We start from the raw sequence: 15,567 nt of genomic DNA on the forward strand, positions 1-15,567 counted from the left end.
ATAAGCCAACGGCCAAATGTCAGGAACAAGAGCATAGATACAAGGGGTTAGGAGAAGCAATGAATTACAAAATCAGACTCGTACTGCTCACCGGTTGTTGGTTCATCCTGTCTATCCTGATCATTGGCAGCTTGTTCAACTACCAGCAGGCTTATGTCGAGCAGCGCACCCAACAGAACCTGCACCGTGAACTTGCCGCGCACATGCGAGACGACAGCCCCTTGATGGAAGGCAGCGACTACAACCCCAAGGCGCTCAAGTCTATTTTCCACACCTTGATGCTGCTTGGTCCTGATTTTGAAATTTACTTTCTCGATAACGACGGCAATATCAAAAGCCATGCGGCCCCTGAAGGTAAAGTGCTCACCCAACAGGTCAGCCTCGCTCCGATTAACGCTTTCCTCTCCGGCAAACCTTTCCCTATTCTGGGCGATAACCCGCGTAATACCTCGCACCAGAAGGTCTTCTCGGTTGCACCGATTATGGAAGGTGATACAACGCTCGGTTATCTCTATGTGGTCATTGGCAGCGAACAACGTGCCTTGGCGGCGCAATTTAGTGATTTCGATGCATTGCTTCACTCACCCGTAGCCTGGGTCGCTGCTGCAGCACTGGTGCTTGTACTCGGCTTTAGCCTGAGTGTCTACCAGCTAACCAAGTCGACCTTGCTAAACCCTATCAGGCAAGTCACCCAAGATCTAAACAAACAGGCTGAAAACGGCTACCGCCTGAAACCCGAGGCCATGCTCAATGTGGCGGAACTAAAACCTATCGCCAAACAGATGTACCTGATGGCTAGAACCATATCCCAACAGTTCCTACAACTCGAACACCAAGAGCAAAAACGGCGAGAATTGCTGGTCCAGCTGAGCCATGATCTCAAAACACCACTCGCCAGTGTGCTGGGTTATTTGGAAACCTGGCAAATCCAAAACGACCAGCCCGATCCGCTAATCAACACTGCTCAGCGCAATGCCCAGAAGCTATCGGAGCTGTTGTCGCAGCAGATTGATATCGCCCGCCAGCAATCGGTGATGACAGAGCCGAAATTTGAAGCCTTGAAGCTCGGTCATATTCTTCAAGATGTGATAGATACCATGCAACCAGAGGCAAGCAGAAAACGTGTTGAACTGGCAATCAAACTGCCAAAGCAGGATGCGGTGTTCGGCGATCGGCAGTTATTGCAACGGCTGTTTACCAACCTTTTTGATAACGCCATCAGACACGCCCCCTTTTCAAGTACGGTGCAGTTAACTATTAGCGCCGCGCCAATCGGGCTGGGTATATCACTAGAAAATGATATTGATCCTCAGGCTCCGCAAGGCAGCATGGGGTTGGGAACCAAGATAATACAATCTATTTTGATGCTACATCAAAGCCAGCTGAACACCAGGCAGGAAGCACAACATTACGAGCAATCCTTCAGCCTTCCTCTTCCCACCTAGTCACCACTTCTCCTGAAGCGGAATGAGGAAGGCGCTTTTTATCCCAGGCTTACGCTGTAATCTAGCCCTTATAGCGTAAGCCTTTCTCCCAACTCGCGGGCCATCGCATCATCCACCACAGGCTGAACGGTAATATCCATATCATTGTTCCATTTCAATGCATAAGCTGTAACCGCCTCTGCACTGTCGGACTCAACAATACAGACGCCAGTGCCGCTAACCAGATCATGCCAGCGGCCAATTAACTTTATATCAGGCCCCATCACGGCCTTGTCTTGCTCTTCACTAATCTGGGCAAAATGGGCCAGAACTGGATGTAATCGCCCTTGGTATAACTGCCAACTGATAAGGAAAGTCATGGGATACCTCTTCAATCACGCATCAAACGTGATGAGAGTATAGTCACAGATACCCAAACCATTTTAGTTCGGCAGGGTATCTGCAGTTTGCAAAATGGGAATCAATATAGGAGGAAAGATAGCTATCGCACAAAACTTTATGAACTTCAGAGAAAAACAAAGCGTTGGATATACTGGAAGAAACGCGTACGTTTGATACTGCGGATTTTATCGACCGCCTCTTGTTTTTTCAGGCACTGGCTTTCACACATTTCAACAATTTTAGAGCGGTCTCCCGTTGTCAGTCGGTAGATTTCGCGCTCGATAATGTTCATGCACTCTGATTTGGTATAGCCAAGGGCTTGCAGCTCGTGTACGGCTGGCATATCAACACTAGACAGTTTCATTGCCTTTCTCCTTTACAGAGAAGTTAGAAATATACTGTTATATACAGCATTTATTATGCCAACAGACCAAAATAAATAAGGCCGCAAAAGCGGCCTTTGTTTCATTTGAGGGATACTCTTACTTATGACCCAATACTGATCTCGCCATTTCTGACTTTTTTGCAGAACTGGGAGTAATCGTGGCTGTATGCACAAAAAGCCTGGGGCAGTGTAGAGCCAGTCAAGAACTCATCAAACGCCTGACGAGTCCCGTCTGGCAAAGCTGTAGGATCAACGACTTTGAAAGGCGTATCCGGTATTGAGAATTCTTTGAGGTTCGGTAGCAAGGAGTCAAAATCTGTAGCCATAGAATCATCACCCTTAACAATTGTGTTCATGATGCCCTCTGATTATAGCCAATCCCACCGCGCTCAAACCTTCTGTTTGCCACCGTGTATCTGCTCAATCAGGTAATCGATAAACACCCTTACCTTTGGCGAGACCATTTCCCGCTTGAGATATATCGCATAGGTTGCTGTTGGTGTTGCTTGGGGACTGAAATGATAGTCTGGCAATACCTGCTGCAACCGTCCGTCTTCCAGCTCATTGGCGACGGCCCAATAAGGAATCAGTGCAATGCCGCAATGGCTGAGCAATAACTGCTTTTGTCCATTGACGGTATTAACCTCCAACCCATTGCCGATATCTAATTTCTCAAGTGGCTCCCCCATCAAATACCAGTGCTGCCAGCCTGCATATCCATATCGAATACATTGGTGATCGACCAATTCTGCCGGGGTGGAAAGGCCAGAAACTGCCTCCAAATACTCAGGGCTGGCACAAAGAATGAATTCGTTATCTTGCAGCTTCCTGGCAACTAAAGAAGAGTCCGCCAGTTCTCCACTTCTTATCGCCACATCAATATTATCTTCTATCAAATCCTTGACCCGCTCACTGAGCTCAAGGCTGATTTCAACCTCGGGGTAGCGCTGCCTGAACCCATTAATCAAAGGCAGGATCACCGCTTCGCCATAACCAACCGTAGAACTGATTACCAGTTTCCCCTTGGGGATATCCTGCAGATCATTAATCGTCCTTCGCGCTTCATCAAGGCTTGCCACAATATGCTGCGAGTAGCTGTAAAAAGTCTGGCCCGCTTCTGTGAGCGAAACGGTGCGGGTATTACGGTTAATCAACCTCACCCCAAGCTCTTCTTCCAATGCTGCCAACTGGCGTGATACCGATGACGGCTGGACATCGAACACCCGGCTGGTCTCTGAAATGCTGCCGGTTTCTACCACAGCATTGAAATATTGCAGTCGCTTAATCATCACTCCCCCCCTTTATACGGCACCATTCTACCAAAGCAATTATTGCTTAAAAGACAAAATACAGTTGCTTTTTGATATGTGGATTGCACTTATCGCAACCAATAGACTGGCCCTGTTTCTACAAACGAGGGTAAAACGATGAAAGCGATGATAATTAATTCTCTGGGCGACGCCAATGTATTCCAACAAATTGAGCGTGATAAACCCAAAGCCAAGACTGGACACCTTGTTGTCGAGGTAAAAGCAACGAGTGTTAACCCGCTGGATACTATGCTTCGCTCTGCTGAAACGCCTTGGTCGGCCAACCTACCGGAGATCTTACATGGTGATGTTGCCGGGGTTATTGTCGAGGTAGGTGAAGGCATTGACCATTTCAAGGTTGGGGATGAAGTCTACGGCTGTGCAGGGGGTATTGCCGGAACAGACGGCGCACTGGCCGAATACATGCTGGTCGATGCTGATTTGATGGCACTCAAGCCTAAGTCACTCTCCATGCGTGAAGCTGCCGCACTGCCATTGGTTTCCATCACCGCCTGGGAAGCCCTAGTCAGCAAAATGCACATCAAACCCGGCGACAATGTGCTGATCCACGGTGCCACCGGCGGAGTAGGCCATATTGCTATCCAATTGGCTAAAGTGCTAGGTGCAATAGTTGCCGCGACTTCGCTGGAGAAAAACCTCGCCACAGCCCAAACACTGGGGGCCGATCACGTGATCAATGCAGAACAACAGTCAGTTGAGGACTACACCAACCAGTTGACGGATGGACTAGGCTTCGATGCCATCTTCGACACCATTGCCGGAGAGCATATTAAAAACAGCTTTGAAGCGGCACGTTACAACGGCAAAGTAGCCACTATCCTGCCAATCAGTGACCCGCTGCAAGTGGCGTTGAAAGGGTTGAGTTTTCACAGTGTACTGATGCCTATCCCACTGGTTTATGGCATCAACCGCAAAGCCCACGGGGAAATCCTGGCCCATATCGCCAAGCTCGTCGATGAAGGGCAGATCAAGCCGCTAATTGATGAAAGCCAATACAGCATCTGGGAAGTCGCCAAAGGCCACCAACGTTTGGAATCCAAACAAGCCGTCGGTAAAGTGGTTCTAACTGTAAAATAAGGCTTTTAACCTCAGCTCTACAGCTTTTACAAAAAGGATCATTGAACACTTTCTGACCAGCACGTATTATTCGTGCTGTTCACGTTCATTAGACATGTTTCCTTTTTATGTATCTAGTTTCTAGACTTGGTGCCCCTCGCTGCCCCGTCAGCTGAGGGGATTTTTTTGTCTGAATCTTGAACCTCGCTGAACTTACCGCTTCACTCTCAGTTTTGGCCAATGCTCTAGCCAGTTCTTGCTACTAACCCGCTCGGCAAACAATGAGCATGGCCGCTTAGGGTTAGGCGTGAGTTGCAACGCAAACAAGGAGTCAAAACCAAAGGCAGCAATGAGGTCATACTCACCTTGCCTGTTAAGGCGGACACCCACTGAGGTTTCTTTCTCTGGCCAGTAACTCATCGCATCCAGCGTACCGCGATAAGGACTGTCACCATTGCGAAGGTGCATCAAGGCTTGGTTGCGTACCTGCCATTTGCACTCCGGTAGCATTTGTGTAAGTTGACGCTCATAATCCAGATATTGCTTTGGGTCGTCTTCATCTGGGTCAAAATACACCACGTCCACATCATTGAGCGGGGTTGCTTCACTATAACCGTGGAGGTGATCCCAGACTAGATTGCGGACAAAACCCGCCGCCAAGTAGCATTGAGGCAGGTCTAGCTGGCGAGCGCATTGCAACGCCTTAACTCTGGTTTCATCTTGATTCAACCACTTGGCAATGAGTTCATTTGTCCGCATACAACAGAGCAACCCCTATCAAAATTGATTAAACGATCTTCACCCCAGCAGGCATCACGCGCTCAGGTGTCAGCAACACACTTTCAGACTCATCATCGGTTTCGGCGCAAAGCAGCATACACTCAGAGGTTTCACCACGCATCTTGGCTTTTGCCAGATTGCACAATACCACTACCTGCTTACCCATCAATTCTTCCTCGGTGTAATAAGGCACCAAGCTAGTCACGGTCTGAAGCGTTTTTTCGCCGACATCGATTTGGACAATATAGAGTTTATCGGCATTTTGATGACGGGCGACTTCAATGATTTTACCAGTACGGATCTCCAGCTTGGCAAAATCTGAATAAGCGATAGTTTCCATTGAGCATTTCCTTATCAAGTAAATTTTACTAAAACATATTTAACTTACCAGAAGTTATAGATATGGCAAGCGCTCTTGTCTCTTTTATGTACGATACGCACGTATACACACCAACATTCCCGTATAGCTCTAAGGTTTATTCGAAATGATTTTAGTAAAACGTAGAACTCCCCCTTGGAGTATGTTTAAAATAGTAAAATTGATAGACCGCTCACGGTGAGTGAGCCTTGCCAATGGATACAAGTAAATGGCGACACTGAAAGACATCGCGACGGAAGCGGGCGTATCTCTGGCGACGGTATCACGGGTTCTCAACGATGACCCGACATTAAGCGTCAAAGAAGAGACCAAACACCGAATCCTCGAAATCGCTGAAAAGCTGGAATACAAAACCAGCAACGCCAAAGCCCTAGCAACCAGTAAAAAGCAACAGCAGCACTTCATGGCTGTCTACAACTACAAACAAGAAGCCGAAGTCAACGACCCGTACTACCTCTCTATCCGCTATGGTATCGAGACCCAGTGTAGTAAGCTTGGCATAGAGCTAACCAACTGTTACAACGGTGAAATAGCCAATGAAAACAGCAAGGTTAGCGGCATTATCCTCGTGGGCCGCAATAGTTCAAAAGTGCTTGAGAAAGTAAAAAGCCTTTCCGACAATATTTGCTTTGTTGATTTCAGTGACACCCACTCACCTTATGATTCTGTCGACATTGACTTAGCAAGGGTTAGCAAGGAGATCACCGACTTTTTCATTGAGCAAGGCTATCAACGCATTGGCTTTATTGGTGGCCAGGATTTACCGGATGTTGCTGATATTCGCGAAGAAGCCTTTGCAGAATACGGTCAGCTTAAAGGGGTAGTGTCCAATAAAGATATCTATCGCGGCGAGTTCACCAGCTCTTCCGGCTATGATCTGGCAAAAGAGATGCTGGCGACCGGCGATTACCCTTCGGCCTTGTTCGTTGCTTCCGACTCTATTGCCATTGGTGTTTTACGAGCAATCCACGAGCACGGCCTCAAGATCCCAGATGATATCGCTCTAATCAGTGTCAACGATATCCCAACCGCCAAATTTACCTTTCCGTCGTTGTCTACCGTTCGAATTCACTCAGAAATGATGGGGATTCAAGGGGTTAACTTGCTCGTCGAGAAAATCCGTGATGGTAGGACGCTACCGCTGCAAGTCTATGTCCCAAGCCAGCTAAAGCTGCGTGACACAACCAAGCGTAATTAAGCTTCATTGTCACAATCAAATGTATTATAAAGCGCTGATATGAAGCGCTTTTTTAATATCTGAGATAAATACCCAGCGTGCAAACTTCCCCCTCGTTCACTTCTTCAACCGAGCTAATTCCTTCCCCACTGAATTTCTTAATCACCATCACACTATTGAGCAAAGCAATAGTAAAAATCGTGATCGAGTTAAAGCATCCAGTTTTTACCGGTTCTATTTAGTAAAACTTTTACTAAACTGATTTGCAAGTTACCTGACCAACGTTCTGGTCATGGCAGAAAAATACATCGGTATTGAACCGGAGGCATTTCGTGAACAATTGGGAAAACTTCCTTCACCTACATGAGAACCGTCTTGCACCACGTGCATACTTCTTCTCTTACAACTCCCTATCAAGCGCACAAACTTTCCAGCGTGAGCTTAGCAGCAACTTCATGTTGCTCAGCGGCCAGTGGCAATTCCAATACTTCAACCACCCGCTGTTGGTACCAGAAGAGTTTTACTCGCAACCTATGGCTGATTGGGGTCATATTACTGTCCCTAACATGTGGCAGATGGAAGGCCATGGCGACCTGCAATACACCGACGAGGGTTTCCCTTTCCCTATCGATGTTCCGTTCGTCCCAACCGACAACCCGACCGGTGCCTACCAGCGTACCTTCACACTAGGTGCAAACTGGCAGGACAAACAGACCATCATCAAGTTTGATGGTGTTGAGACCTACTTCGAAGTCTATGTTAACGGCGAGTATGTCGGCTTTAGTAAAGGCAGCCGCCTAACCGCTGAATTCGACATCAGCCAATACGTCCAGCAAGGTGACAACCTACTTTCTGTCCGTGTCATGCAATGGGCCGACTCCACCTACATTGAAGATCAGGACATGTGGTGGACTGCCGGGATCTTCCGCGATGTTTACCTTATCGGTAAGGATCAAGTGCATGTCCAAGACTTCACGGTCCGCACTGATTTTGCTGAAAACTACCAGCAAGCCACGCTATCTTGTGCCGTCGAAATCGAAAACCTGTCTGCGTCTCAAGCGTCAGGTTTTGCCCTTGAATACGCGCTATATGACAAGGGCCAGATCATTGCCGAGGGCGCGTGCTCTCACCTGGTTATCGATGACTGTGCCCAGACACAATTTGCCATCGAGTTGGATAACCCTACCCACTGGACTGCGGAAAACCCTTACCTTTACCAGCTTGTCCTGACGCTCAAAGACAAGCAAGGCAACACCGTTGAAATCATCCCGCAGCGGGTCGGTTTCCGTGATATCAAAGTGCGCGACGGCCTGTTCTATATCAACAACCAGTACGTAATGCTGCATGGTGTCAACCGTCACGATAATGACCACCTCAAAGGCCGTGCCGTCGGCATGGATCGTATCGAAAAAGATCTGATCCTGATGAAGCAGCACAACATCAACTCTGTCCGCACTGCACACTACCCGAACGACCCTCGCTTCTACGAGCTGTGTGACATCTACGGCCTATTCGTCATGGCCGAGACCGATGTCGAAACCCACGGCTTTGCCAATGTCGGCGATCTGTCCCGCATCACAGATGATGCCGAGTGGGAAACCGTATTTGTTGACCGTGCAGTGCGCCATGTTCACGCCCAGAAAAACCACCCTTCGATCATCATGTGGTCTCTGGGTAACGAATCAGGTTACGGCTGCAATATCCGCTCAATGTATGCCGCCACCAAGGCGATTGATGACACCCGTTTGGTGCACTATGAAGAAGACCGTGATGCGGAAGTGGTTGATGTCATCTCCACCATGTACTCCCGTGCCCAACTGATGAACTTCTTCGGTGAGCATCCACACCAAAAGCCACGCATCATCTGTGAGTATGCCCATGCTATGGGTAATGGCCCGGGCGGCCTGACCGAATACCAGAACGTGTTCTACCAGCACGACCATATCCAGGGGCATTACGTCTGGGAATGGTGTGACCACGGCATTCTGGCCCGTGATGAAAACGGCACTGAATTCTACAAGTACGGCGGTGACTACGGCGATTACCCGAACAACTACAACTTCTGTATGGATGGCCTGATCTACCCGGATCAAACCCCGGGCCCTGGCCTGAAAGAATACAAGCAAGTGATCGCACCGGTGAAGATCCGTGCAATCGACGAGCAAGCTGGCAAGTTCCTGATCGAGAACAAACTTTGGTTCTCCGATCTAAACGACTACACCATCACTGCAGATGTCCGTGCCGAAGGTGAAACCCTACGCACCGTTCAGTTCAAGGTTGAAGACCTTGCTGCCAACTCAAGCCGTGAAATCACGATTGTGATTCCTGAACTGGACCAGCGCGAAGCATTCATCAACTTCACCGTGCGCAAAGACAGCCGCACACTGTACAGCGCCGCCAACCATGAAATTGCGGTTTACCAGTACCAACTCAAAGAAAGTACGGCTAGCAAAGCGCGCTTTGTAAACCACAATGCGACACCTTTGATGGTGGAAGAAAACCGCCTAAACACAGTGATCACCGGTAATAACTTTGCGCTGACCTTCTCGAAAATCAACGGCAAGCTGACCTCATGGATGGTCAACGGCGAAGAACTGATCAAGTCAGAGCCTAAGCTGAACTTCTTCAAGCCGATGATCGACAACCACAAACAAGAACACGAAGGGCTATGGGAGCCTGCCCACCTACAAATTATGCAGGAGCACTTCCGCACCATCGACGTAGTTAGCAACAGCAACTCGGTTGAAATCACAACCACCAGCATCATTGCACCACCGGTATTTGATTTCGGTATGCGCTGTGAATACCGCTACCAGATCAATGCAGAAGGCCAGCTCAACATTGAATTGAGCGGCGAGCGCTACGGCGATTACCCGCATGTCATTCCGGTTATCGGCCTGGACTTGGGGATCAACGGTGATTTCGATCAAGTGAAATACTACGGTCGCGGGCCAGAGGAAAACTATCAGGACAGCAAACAGGCCAACCTGATTGATATCTACCAGAGCACTGTTGAAGACATGTTCGAGAACTACCCGTTCCCGCAAAACAACGGTAACCGCCAGCACGTTCGCTGGGCGGCACTGACCAACCGTCACGGTGCTGGCCTACTGGTCAAACCGCAGCAGGAAATCAACTTCAGTGCATGGTTCTACACCAACCAGAACCTGCATCAGGCCCAGCACACTATCGAACTGGCCAAGAGTGGCTACATCACCCTGAACCTTGACCACAAATTGATGGGCCTTGGTTCCAACTCTTGGGGAAGTGAAGTGCTCGACTCTTACCGGGTCTACATGGATGAGTTCCGTTACGGCCTCACCCTGATGCCATTACAGGCGGGTGACTGCAGCGCGCAAGCCATGGCTAACCATGACTTCGGCAACCGCTTCTTCACCGCTACCTCTAACCAAAACAACCAGTAAACGAGGCGACAATCATGATCGTGCTAGAGAGCCTAGAGCAATTCAAAGTGGTGTACCGCGATGGCCGTAAATGGAACCGCTGCGTAGAAGCGATTGAAAACATCACCAATATCAAAGATGGCGTGATGCACTCCATCGGCGATTCGCTGGTTTACATGATTGAAGACGGTGTTGCCCGCAACACCGCCACCTTCGAAGGCAACCGCCGTTACTTCGACGTCCATTACTACCTGGAAGGCCGCGAAACCGTTGAGTTCGCCGAAAAGTCAGCGCTTGGCGTGGTGGAAGCCTACCGTGACGAAACAGACCGCGAGTACCTGCAAGGACAAGGCGAAACCCGCGAGCTATACGAAGGCCAGGTGGTCATCTTCGACAACAGCAAAGCCTACCGCTTCCACGGTGACAACCGGGTACGCAAGGTCGTGCTGAAAGTAACCATCGAAGACGGCTACTTCCTAAATAAATAAACAAGACATCCAAAAAAAAAATAATAACGGGAGGGCCCGGCATTGGCCGGCAGCCCCTCCAGACCCTAGATATAACGTGACTCTTCGGAGATAAAAATGTCTGATACAAAACGTAATACGATAGGCAAATTTGGCTTGCTCTCCCTGACATTTGCGGCAGTTTTCAGCTTCAATAATGTCATCAACAACAACATTGAGATTGGCTTGGCCTCTGCGCCGATGTTCTTCCTGGCCACGCTCTTTTACTTCATCCCGTTCTGTTTGATCATTGCTGAGTTCGTTTCGCTCAACAAAGATTCAGAGGCTGGGGTTTATGCCTGGGTGAAAAGCTCTCTTGGCGGCCGCTGGGCGTTCATCTCTGCTTATACCTACTGGTTCGTTAACCTGTTCTTCTTTACGTCGCTGCTACCTAGGGTTATCGCCTATGCGTCGTACGCCTTCCTCGGTTACGAATACATCCTGACGCCATTTACCACCACGGCGTTGAGTATGATCCTGTTTGCTTTCGCCACCTATGTATCGACCAACGGTGCGAAAATGTTGGGTCCTATCACATCAGTCACCTCTTCCCTGATGCTGCTACTGACCATGTCTTACATCTTGCTTTCGGGCGCAGCATTAATCGGCGGTGTCCAACCCGCAGACCCTATCACTGTTGAGGCGATGATCCCTGAGTTCAGCTGGGCTTTCCTCGGTATTACAACCTGGATATTCATGGCTGCCGGTGGTGCTGAATCTGTCGCGGTTTACGTAAACGATGTCAAAGGCGGCTCCAAGTCTTTCGTCAAAGTGATCATTGTGGCGGGTATTATCATCGGTGCCCTATATTCAGTGGCTTCCGTCCTTATCAACGTCTTCGTATCAAGCGATGTACTGAAATATACCGGCGGCTCGGTACAGGTCTTCGAAGGCATGGCGAGTTACTTCGGCCTACCGGAAATTCTGATGAACCGTTTTGTTGGCTTGGTGTCCTTCACAGCGATGTTTGGTTCGCTACTGATGTGGACAGCAACTCCGGTAAAAATCTTCTTCTCTGAAATCCCAGAAGGCATCTTCGGCAAGAAGACCGTTGAGCTGAACGAAAACGGTGTCCCGGCCCGCGCGGCATGGGTCCAGTACGCCATTGTCTTCCCGCTGATGATTATCCCAACACTGGGTTCAGACACCGCACAAGATCTTATGAATACCGTGATCAACATGACGGCTGCAGCTTCAATGTTGCCACCACTGTTCATCATGTTGGCCTACCTGAACCTACGCCTGAAACTCGACCACCTGGAACGCGACTTCAAGATGGGTTCACGCAAGCTGGGTATCGCCGTGGTATCTGTCCTTATCGGTATCTTCTCTGTTGGGTTCTTGGCCTCAACCTTCCCAACCGGCGCCGACATAATGACCATCATTTTCTACAACGTGGGCGGCATCGTGATCTTCCTGGGCTTTGCATGGTGGAAGTACAGCCAATACGAAAAATCACTGGGTGAGGAAGAGCGCCTCAAAGAAGCCGCGCCAACCCTAGCGACTGAGTAATCGATAACTCAGTAACCCATAAACCTGGCAGAGGAAGCCAATATCCAACTTTCTCTGCCAACACATCAACAAAGCCAGACAACACTTAGCAATCACGGCCTATAACCGTAACCCGGATAACAGTACCAGAACGACCAAATAGACACAGCAGCACTGTGCTGTTATACCCAAGTAACCTTCGGGCACCTCCAGGTTACTTAGGTATAACCACACAACATCAGGTCCTAACAGACACAATAACGGAGGACACAATGTCTGAATCCCTACGCGGCACGATTGGCAAGTTTGCGTTGCTATCGATGACCTTTGCGGCCGTATTCAACGTGCGCAACATCGTTAACAACAACATCGAGCTGGGCTTGAGCTCCGCACCTATTTTCCTGCTGGCAACCGTGGTCTACTTTATCCCCTTCGTGTTCATTATTGCCGAATTTGTATCGGCCAATAAGAACTCCGAATCGGGTATGTATGACTGGCTGAAAAAACCATTGGGTACCAAAGCCGCTTACCTTGGCTCTTTCCTTTACTGGTTCGTTAACCTGTTCTGGTTCGTCTCGCTACTACCGAACGTTATCGCCTATGCGTCCTACGCTATGCTGGGTTACGAATACACCTTCTCGCCAATGGTCACCTCGCTTATCTCAATCGTTTTGTTTGCGGCAGCTACCCATATCTCAACCAAGGGCGCTTCTTGGCTGGGTAAGATCTCCGAGATCGTCGCTTACGGTGTGTTTGCCCTATTCGGCATCTATGTCCTTGGTGCCTTGATGGCATTGAGCGGTGACTACACCCCTGCCCAGCCAATCACCATGGAAGCGATGAGCCCGACAATCAACTGGGCAACGCTGGGTATCATGTGTTGGATCTTCCAGGCTGCAGGCGGTGCAGAAACCGCTGCGGCATATCTCAACGATGTGAAAGGCGGCCATAAGTCATTCATCAAAGTGATCATCGCAGCAGGTGTGGTAATTGGTGCCATGTATGCTGTTGGCTCACTGCTGGTTAACGTCTTCGTTGCCCGTGAAGATTTGACCTACGCCGGTGGTATGGTTGAAATCTTTACCGGTATGGCGAACTACTTCGAGATTTCCCAGTCCCTGGTTGGCCGCTTTGTCGGTATCGTACTGTTCATTGCTATGTTTGGCTCAATGATGATGTGGACAGCCGCTCCGGTGAAAATCCACTTCTCTGAGATCCCGAAAGGCGTTTACGGTGAGAAGACAACCGAGCTTAACGAACACGGTGTACCAGTCCGCGCCGCATGGTGGCAGTTCGCTTTCGTTTTCGTGATGCTTATCGTTAACGGTTTCGGCTCTGAATCGGTCCAGGACATGATGAACCAGGCCATCAACCTGACAGCGGGTACCGCAATGCTACCGCCAATCTTCATCATGGCTGCCTACTTCGTGTTCCGTTTGAAATACGATGACACCCCACGTGACTTCCGCATGGGTTCGCGCAATGTCGGTATGGCGATTGTGTCTGTACTTATCGTTATCTTCGTCGTGAGCATGACGGCATCGGCCTTCCCGACTGGCGTTAACCTTGTCCGGGCATTCTTCATCAATGTGTTTATGACTGCGGTCTTCTCTGCCATTGCATGGTGGTGGATCTCACGCTTTGAAAAAAAGCAGGCAAGAAAAAGTGTTGAGGTTAAACAGGAAGCTGTGACGCAGTAAGCACTAACATCGCAATCAAACAACAATGACACGATAATAAAAACCCGCCTAATGGCGGGTTTAGTTATTTAGCTACCGATGATAGTTTCTGGCTCCAGCCAAACAGCACCACAACGAGGATAAAGGTTGCTGTCATTAGCCCGGTTATTGGCATGACGCCAGCCCCCTCATAGACCGCAAACCCTGCACCGACAGACAAGACTGCCCCGCCGCCGGTCATAATTGCCGCACCAAGGCCAGAGGCCGAACCCACCAACTCTGGCTTGACCATCAACATGCCCACCGTAGCATTAGGAAGGATTAAACCATTGCCCAAACCAACCAAAGCCATAAGGCCGAAGAAAACAGTTGCGGTACTCATATGGGCAAAGCTCAGCACTAAAATCGCTATCAGGCCAGTAAGTGATAAAGCGATACCGGCAGCAATCATTTTTTGCATCCCAAACCGCTTTGAGAAACGGCCAGATAGGTAATTACCGACCAGGTACCCTAATGGCGTAATGGCAAAATAAAGCCCGAATTCCGATGGAGACAGACCAAAGACCACAGAGCCAACCAACGGTCCCCCGGAGAGGAATATAAAGAAGCTGCCGTTGGCAAACATGGTGATCAGGCAATAGGCCCAAAACCGGGAGTCCTTCAAAATACTTGGATAGTTTTTGAGTTGTGCAGCCATAGAAGAATGGCTTTGCGGCGCAGTCTCCCCCATATCCCAGAAAGCCAAGGCCGTTATCGCCAGACCCGCAACCAGCATAAGGACAAAACTAGATTGCCACCCCATCCACTCACCTAGAAAACCACCTATGGTTGGAGCGACCATGGGAACCATCGACATCCCCATCATGATATAACCAATCATGCTGGCTGATTCGTGCTCATCGGCAATATCACGGACAACGGCGCGGGCGATTACACCGGCGCTAACAATGACAGCCTGAACAGTACGGTAGAAAAGAAATAGGTAAGCATTCGAAGTCAGCAGGCAGCCCAAGGTCGCGAGCAAAAACACCACACATGACCACAGCATCATAGTGCGCCGCCCAAACCGGTCCGACAAAGGCCCGATGAAGAACTGCACCACGGCATTCATGGCAATGTAGCCAGACACCGCAAACTGCATCACGCTGTAATCCACATTGAAATACTCCGCCATCTGCGGCAGCGAAGGCAGGAAGATACTGATCGACATCGCCGATAGCCCTGTCAGCATCATAAGGGTAAACATACTGGGAGGCGACAGCGGTAGCGCTACTGAGCGGCTATTTACATTCAAAGGGAAACCTATTTCGTTATACCAAGCTAAAGCTGCTCATTGTTGTAGGGAAGCAGCAAAATGCATAGGTCATTTCACGTCAGTTCAACCAACGGAAATGACAAACTAAAACTTGCACCATCATGGCAAAAGCTCGATTTCGTCACCATGACTGGCTCACTTTTTGTTACAAAATAATAGGTTAGGCGCTTGGTGCTTGGTGCTTGGTGCTTGGTGCTTGGTGCTTGGTGCTTGGTGCTTGGTGCTTGGTGCTTGGTGC

The 15,567-nt window shown here is 49.3% G+C and carries 15 protein-coding genes; 7 read left to right on the forward strand and 8 right to left on the reverse strand.

The window, feature by feature from the left end; translation table 11 throughout:
• Positions 1 to 59: 59 nt before the first annotated feature.
• A complete protein-coding gene (locus BIZ37_RS16945) occupies positions 60 to 1,445 on the forward strand; it encodes a HAMP domain-containing sensor histidine kinase (RefSeq protein ID WP_187462480.1) in 1,386 nt (461 codons plus the stop codon).
• 68 nt (positions 1,446 to 1,513) lie between these two features.
• Here BIZ37_RS16945 and BIZ37_RS16950 read toward each other — a convergent pair whose 3' ends face one another.
• The 4 genes from BIZ37_RS16950 to BIZ37_RS16965 form a co-directional block, all read right to left on the reverse strand.
• Positions 1,514 to 1,804 (reverse strand): DUF3303 domain-containing protein, encoded by a 291-nt coding sequence (locus tag BIZ37_RS16950; protein ID WP_107301421.1) that lies wholly within the window; start codon positions 1,802 to 1,804, stop codon positions 1,514 to 1,516.
• A 146-nt stretch (positions 1,805 to 1,950) separates the two neighbouring features.
• Positions 1,951 to 2,190: a hypothetical protein gene (locus BIZ37_RS16955; RefSeq protein ID WP_187462481.1), complete on the reverse strand. Its 240-nt coding sequence runs from the start codon at positions 2,188 to 2,190 to the stop codon at positions 1,951 to 1,953.
• Positions 2,191 to 2,312: 122 nt separating this feature from the next.
• Positions 2,313 to 2,567, reverse strand: coding sequence for a hypothetical protein (locus BIZ37_RS16960; protein WP_255526790.1), 255 nt, complete (start codon positions 2,565 to 2,567; stop codon positions 2,313 to 2,315).
• Positions 2,568 to 2,600: 33 nt separating this feature from the next.
• Positions 2,601 to 3,500, reverse strand: coding sequence for a LysR family transcriptional regulator (locus BIZ37_RS16965; protein WP_187462483.1), 900 nt, complete (start codon positions 3,498 to 3,500; stop codon positions 2,601 to 2,603).
• A 138-nt stretch (positions 3,501 to 3,638) separates the two neighbouring features.
• Between BIZ37_RS16965 and BIZ37_RS16970 the strand changes: the two genes are divergently transcribed.
• Positions 3,639 to 4,619, forward strand: coding sequence for a zinc-dependent alcohol dehydrogenase family protein (locus BIZ37_RS16970; protein WP_187462484.1), 981 nt, complete (start codon positions 3,639 to 3,641; stop codon positions 4,617 to 4,619).
• Positions 4,620 to 4,811: 192 nt separating this feature from the next.
• Here the strand turns inward: BIZ37_RS16970 and BIZ37_RS16975 are convergent, their stop codons facing one another.
• Both BIZ37_RS16975 and BIZ37_RS16980 read right to left on the reverse strand, forming a co-directional pair.
• On the reverse strand, positions 4,812 to 5,357 hold the full coding sequence (locus BIZ37_RS16975) for a nucleotidyltransferase family protein (RefSeq protein WP_187462485.1): 546 nt from the start codon (positions 5,355 to 5,357) through the stop codon (positions 4,812 to 4,814).
• Between the two features lie 28 nt (positions 5,358 to 5,385).
• Positions 5,386 to 5,718 carry a tRNA-binding protein gene (locus tag BIZ37_RS16980; RefSeq protein ID WP_187462486.1) on the reverse strand — a complete coding sequence of 111 codons (333 nt, stop codon included), beginning with the start codon at positions 5,716 to 5,718 and terminating at the stop codon, positions 5,386 to 5,388.
• Positions 5,719 to 5,965: 247 nt separating this feature from the next.
• Here BIZ37_RS16980 and ebgR point away from each other — a divergent pair, with 247 nt between their 5' ends.
• The 5 genes from ebgR (at position 5,966) to BIZ37_RS17005 (ending at position 14,035) form a co-directional block, all read left to right on the forward strand.
• Positions 5,966 to 6,955: a transcriptional regulator EbgR gene (ebgR, locus tag BIZ37_RS16985; protein WP_187462487.1), complete on the forward strand. Its 990-nt coding sequence runs from the start codon at positions 5,966 to 5,968 to the stop codon at positions 6,953 to 6,955.
• 311 nt (positions 6,956 to 7,266) lie between these two features.
• Positions 7,267 to 10,359: a beta-galactosidase subunit alpha gene (gene ebgA / locus BIZ37_RS16990; RefSeq protein ID WP_187462488.1), complete on the forward strand. Its 3,093-nt coding sequence runs from the start codon at positions 7,267 to 7,269 to the stop codon at positions 10,357 to 10,359.
• Positions 10,360 to 10,373: 14 nt separating this feature from the next.
• Positions 10,374 to 10,826, forward strand: coding sequence for a beta-galactosidase subunit beta (locus tag BIZ37_RS16995; protein WP_187462489.1), 453 nt, complete (start codon positions 10,374 to 10,376; stop codon positions 10,824 to 10,826).
• A gap of 96 nt (positions 10,827 to 10,922) precedes the next feature.
• Positions 10,923 to 12,356: an amino acid permease gene (locus tag BIZ37_RS17000; RefSeq protein ID WP_187462490.1), complete on the forward strand. Its 1,434-nt coding sequence runs from the start codon at positions 10,923 to 10,925 to the stop codon at positions 12,354 to 12,356.
• A gap of 251 nt (positions 12,357 to 12,607) precedes the next feature.
• Complete coding sequence (locus BIZ37_RS17005) at positions 12,608 to 14,035, forward strand: amino acid permease (protein ID WP_187462491.1); 1,428 nt, start codon at positions 12,608 to 12,610, stop codon at positions 14,033 to 14,035.
• Positions 14,036 to 14,099: 64 nt separating this feature from the next.
• On the opposite strand, the gene BIZ37_RS17010 is transcribed toward BIZ37_RS17005, so the two are convergent.
• Together BIZ37_RS17010 and BIZ37_RS30280 are read right to left on the reverse strand one after the other, a co-directional pair.
• On the reverse strand, positions 14,100 to 15,308 hold the full coding sequence (locus BIZ37_RS17010; protein ID WP_255526791.1) for a multidrug effflux MFS transporter: 1,209 nt from the start codon (positions 15,306 to 15,308) through the stop codon (positions 14,100 to 14,102).
• Between the two features lie 74 nt (positions 15,309 to 15,382).
• The coding region (locus tag BIZ37_RS30280; protein WP_222939711.1) for a hypothetical protein at positions 15,383 to 15,567 on the reverse strand (185 nt) is incomplete at its 5' end.

Source organism: Photobacterium sp. BZF1 (assembly GCF_014349205.1).
In the GTDB taxonomy this organism is placed as follows: domain Bacteria; phylum Pseudomonadota; class Gammaproteobacteria; order Enterobacterales; family Vibrionaceae; genus Photobacterium.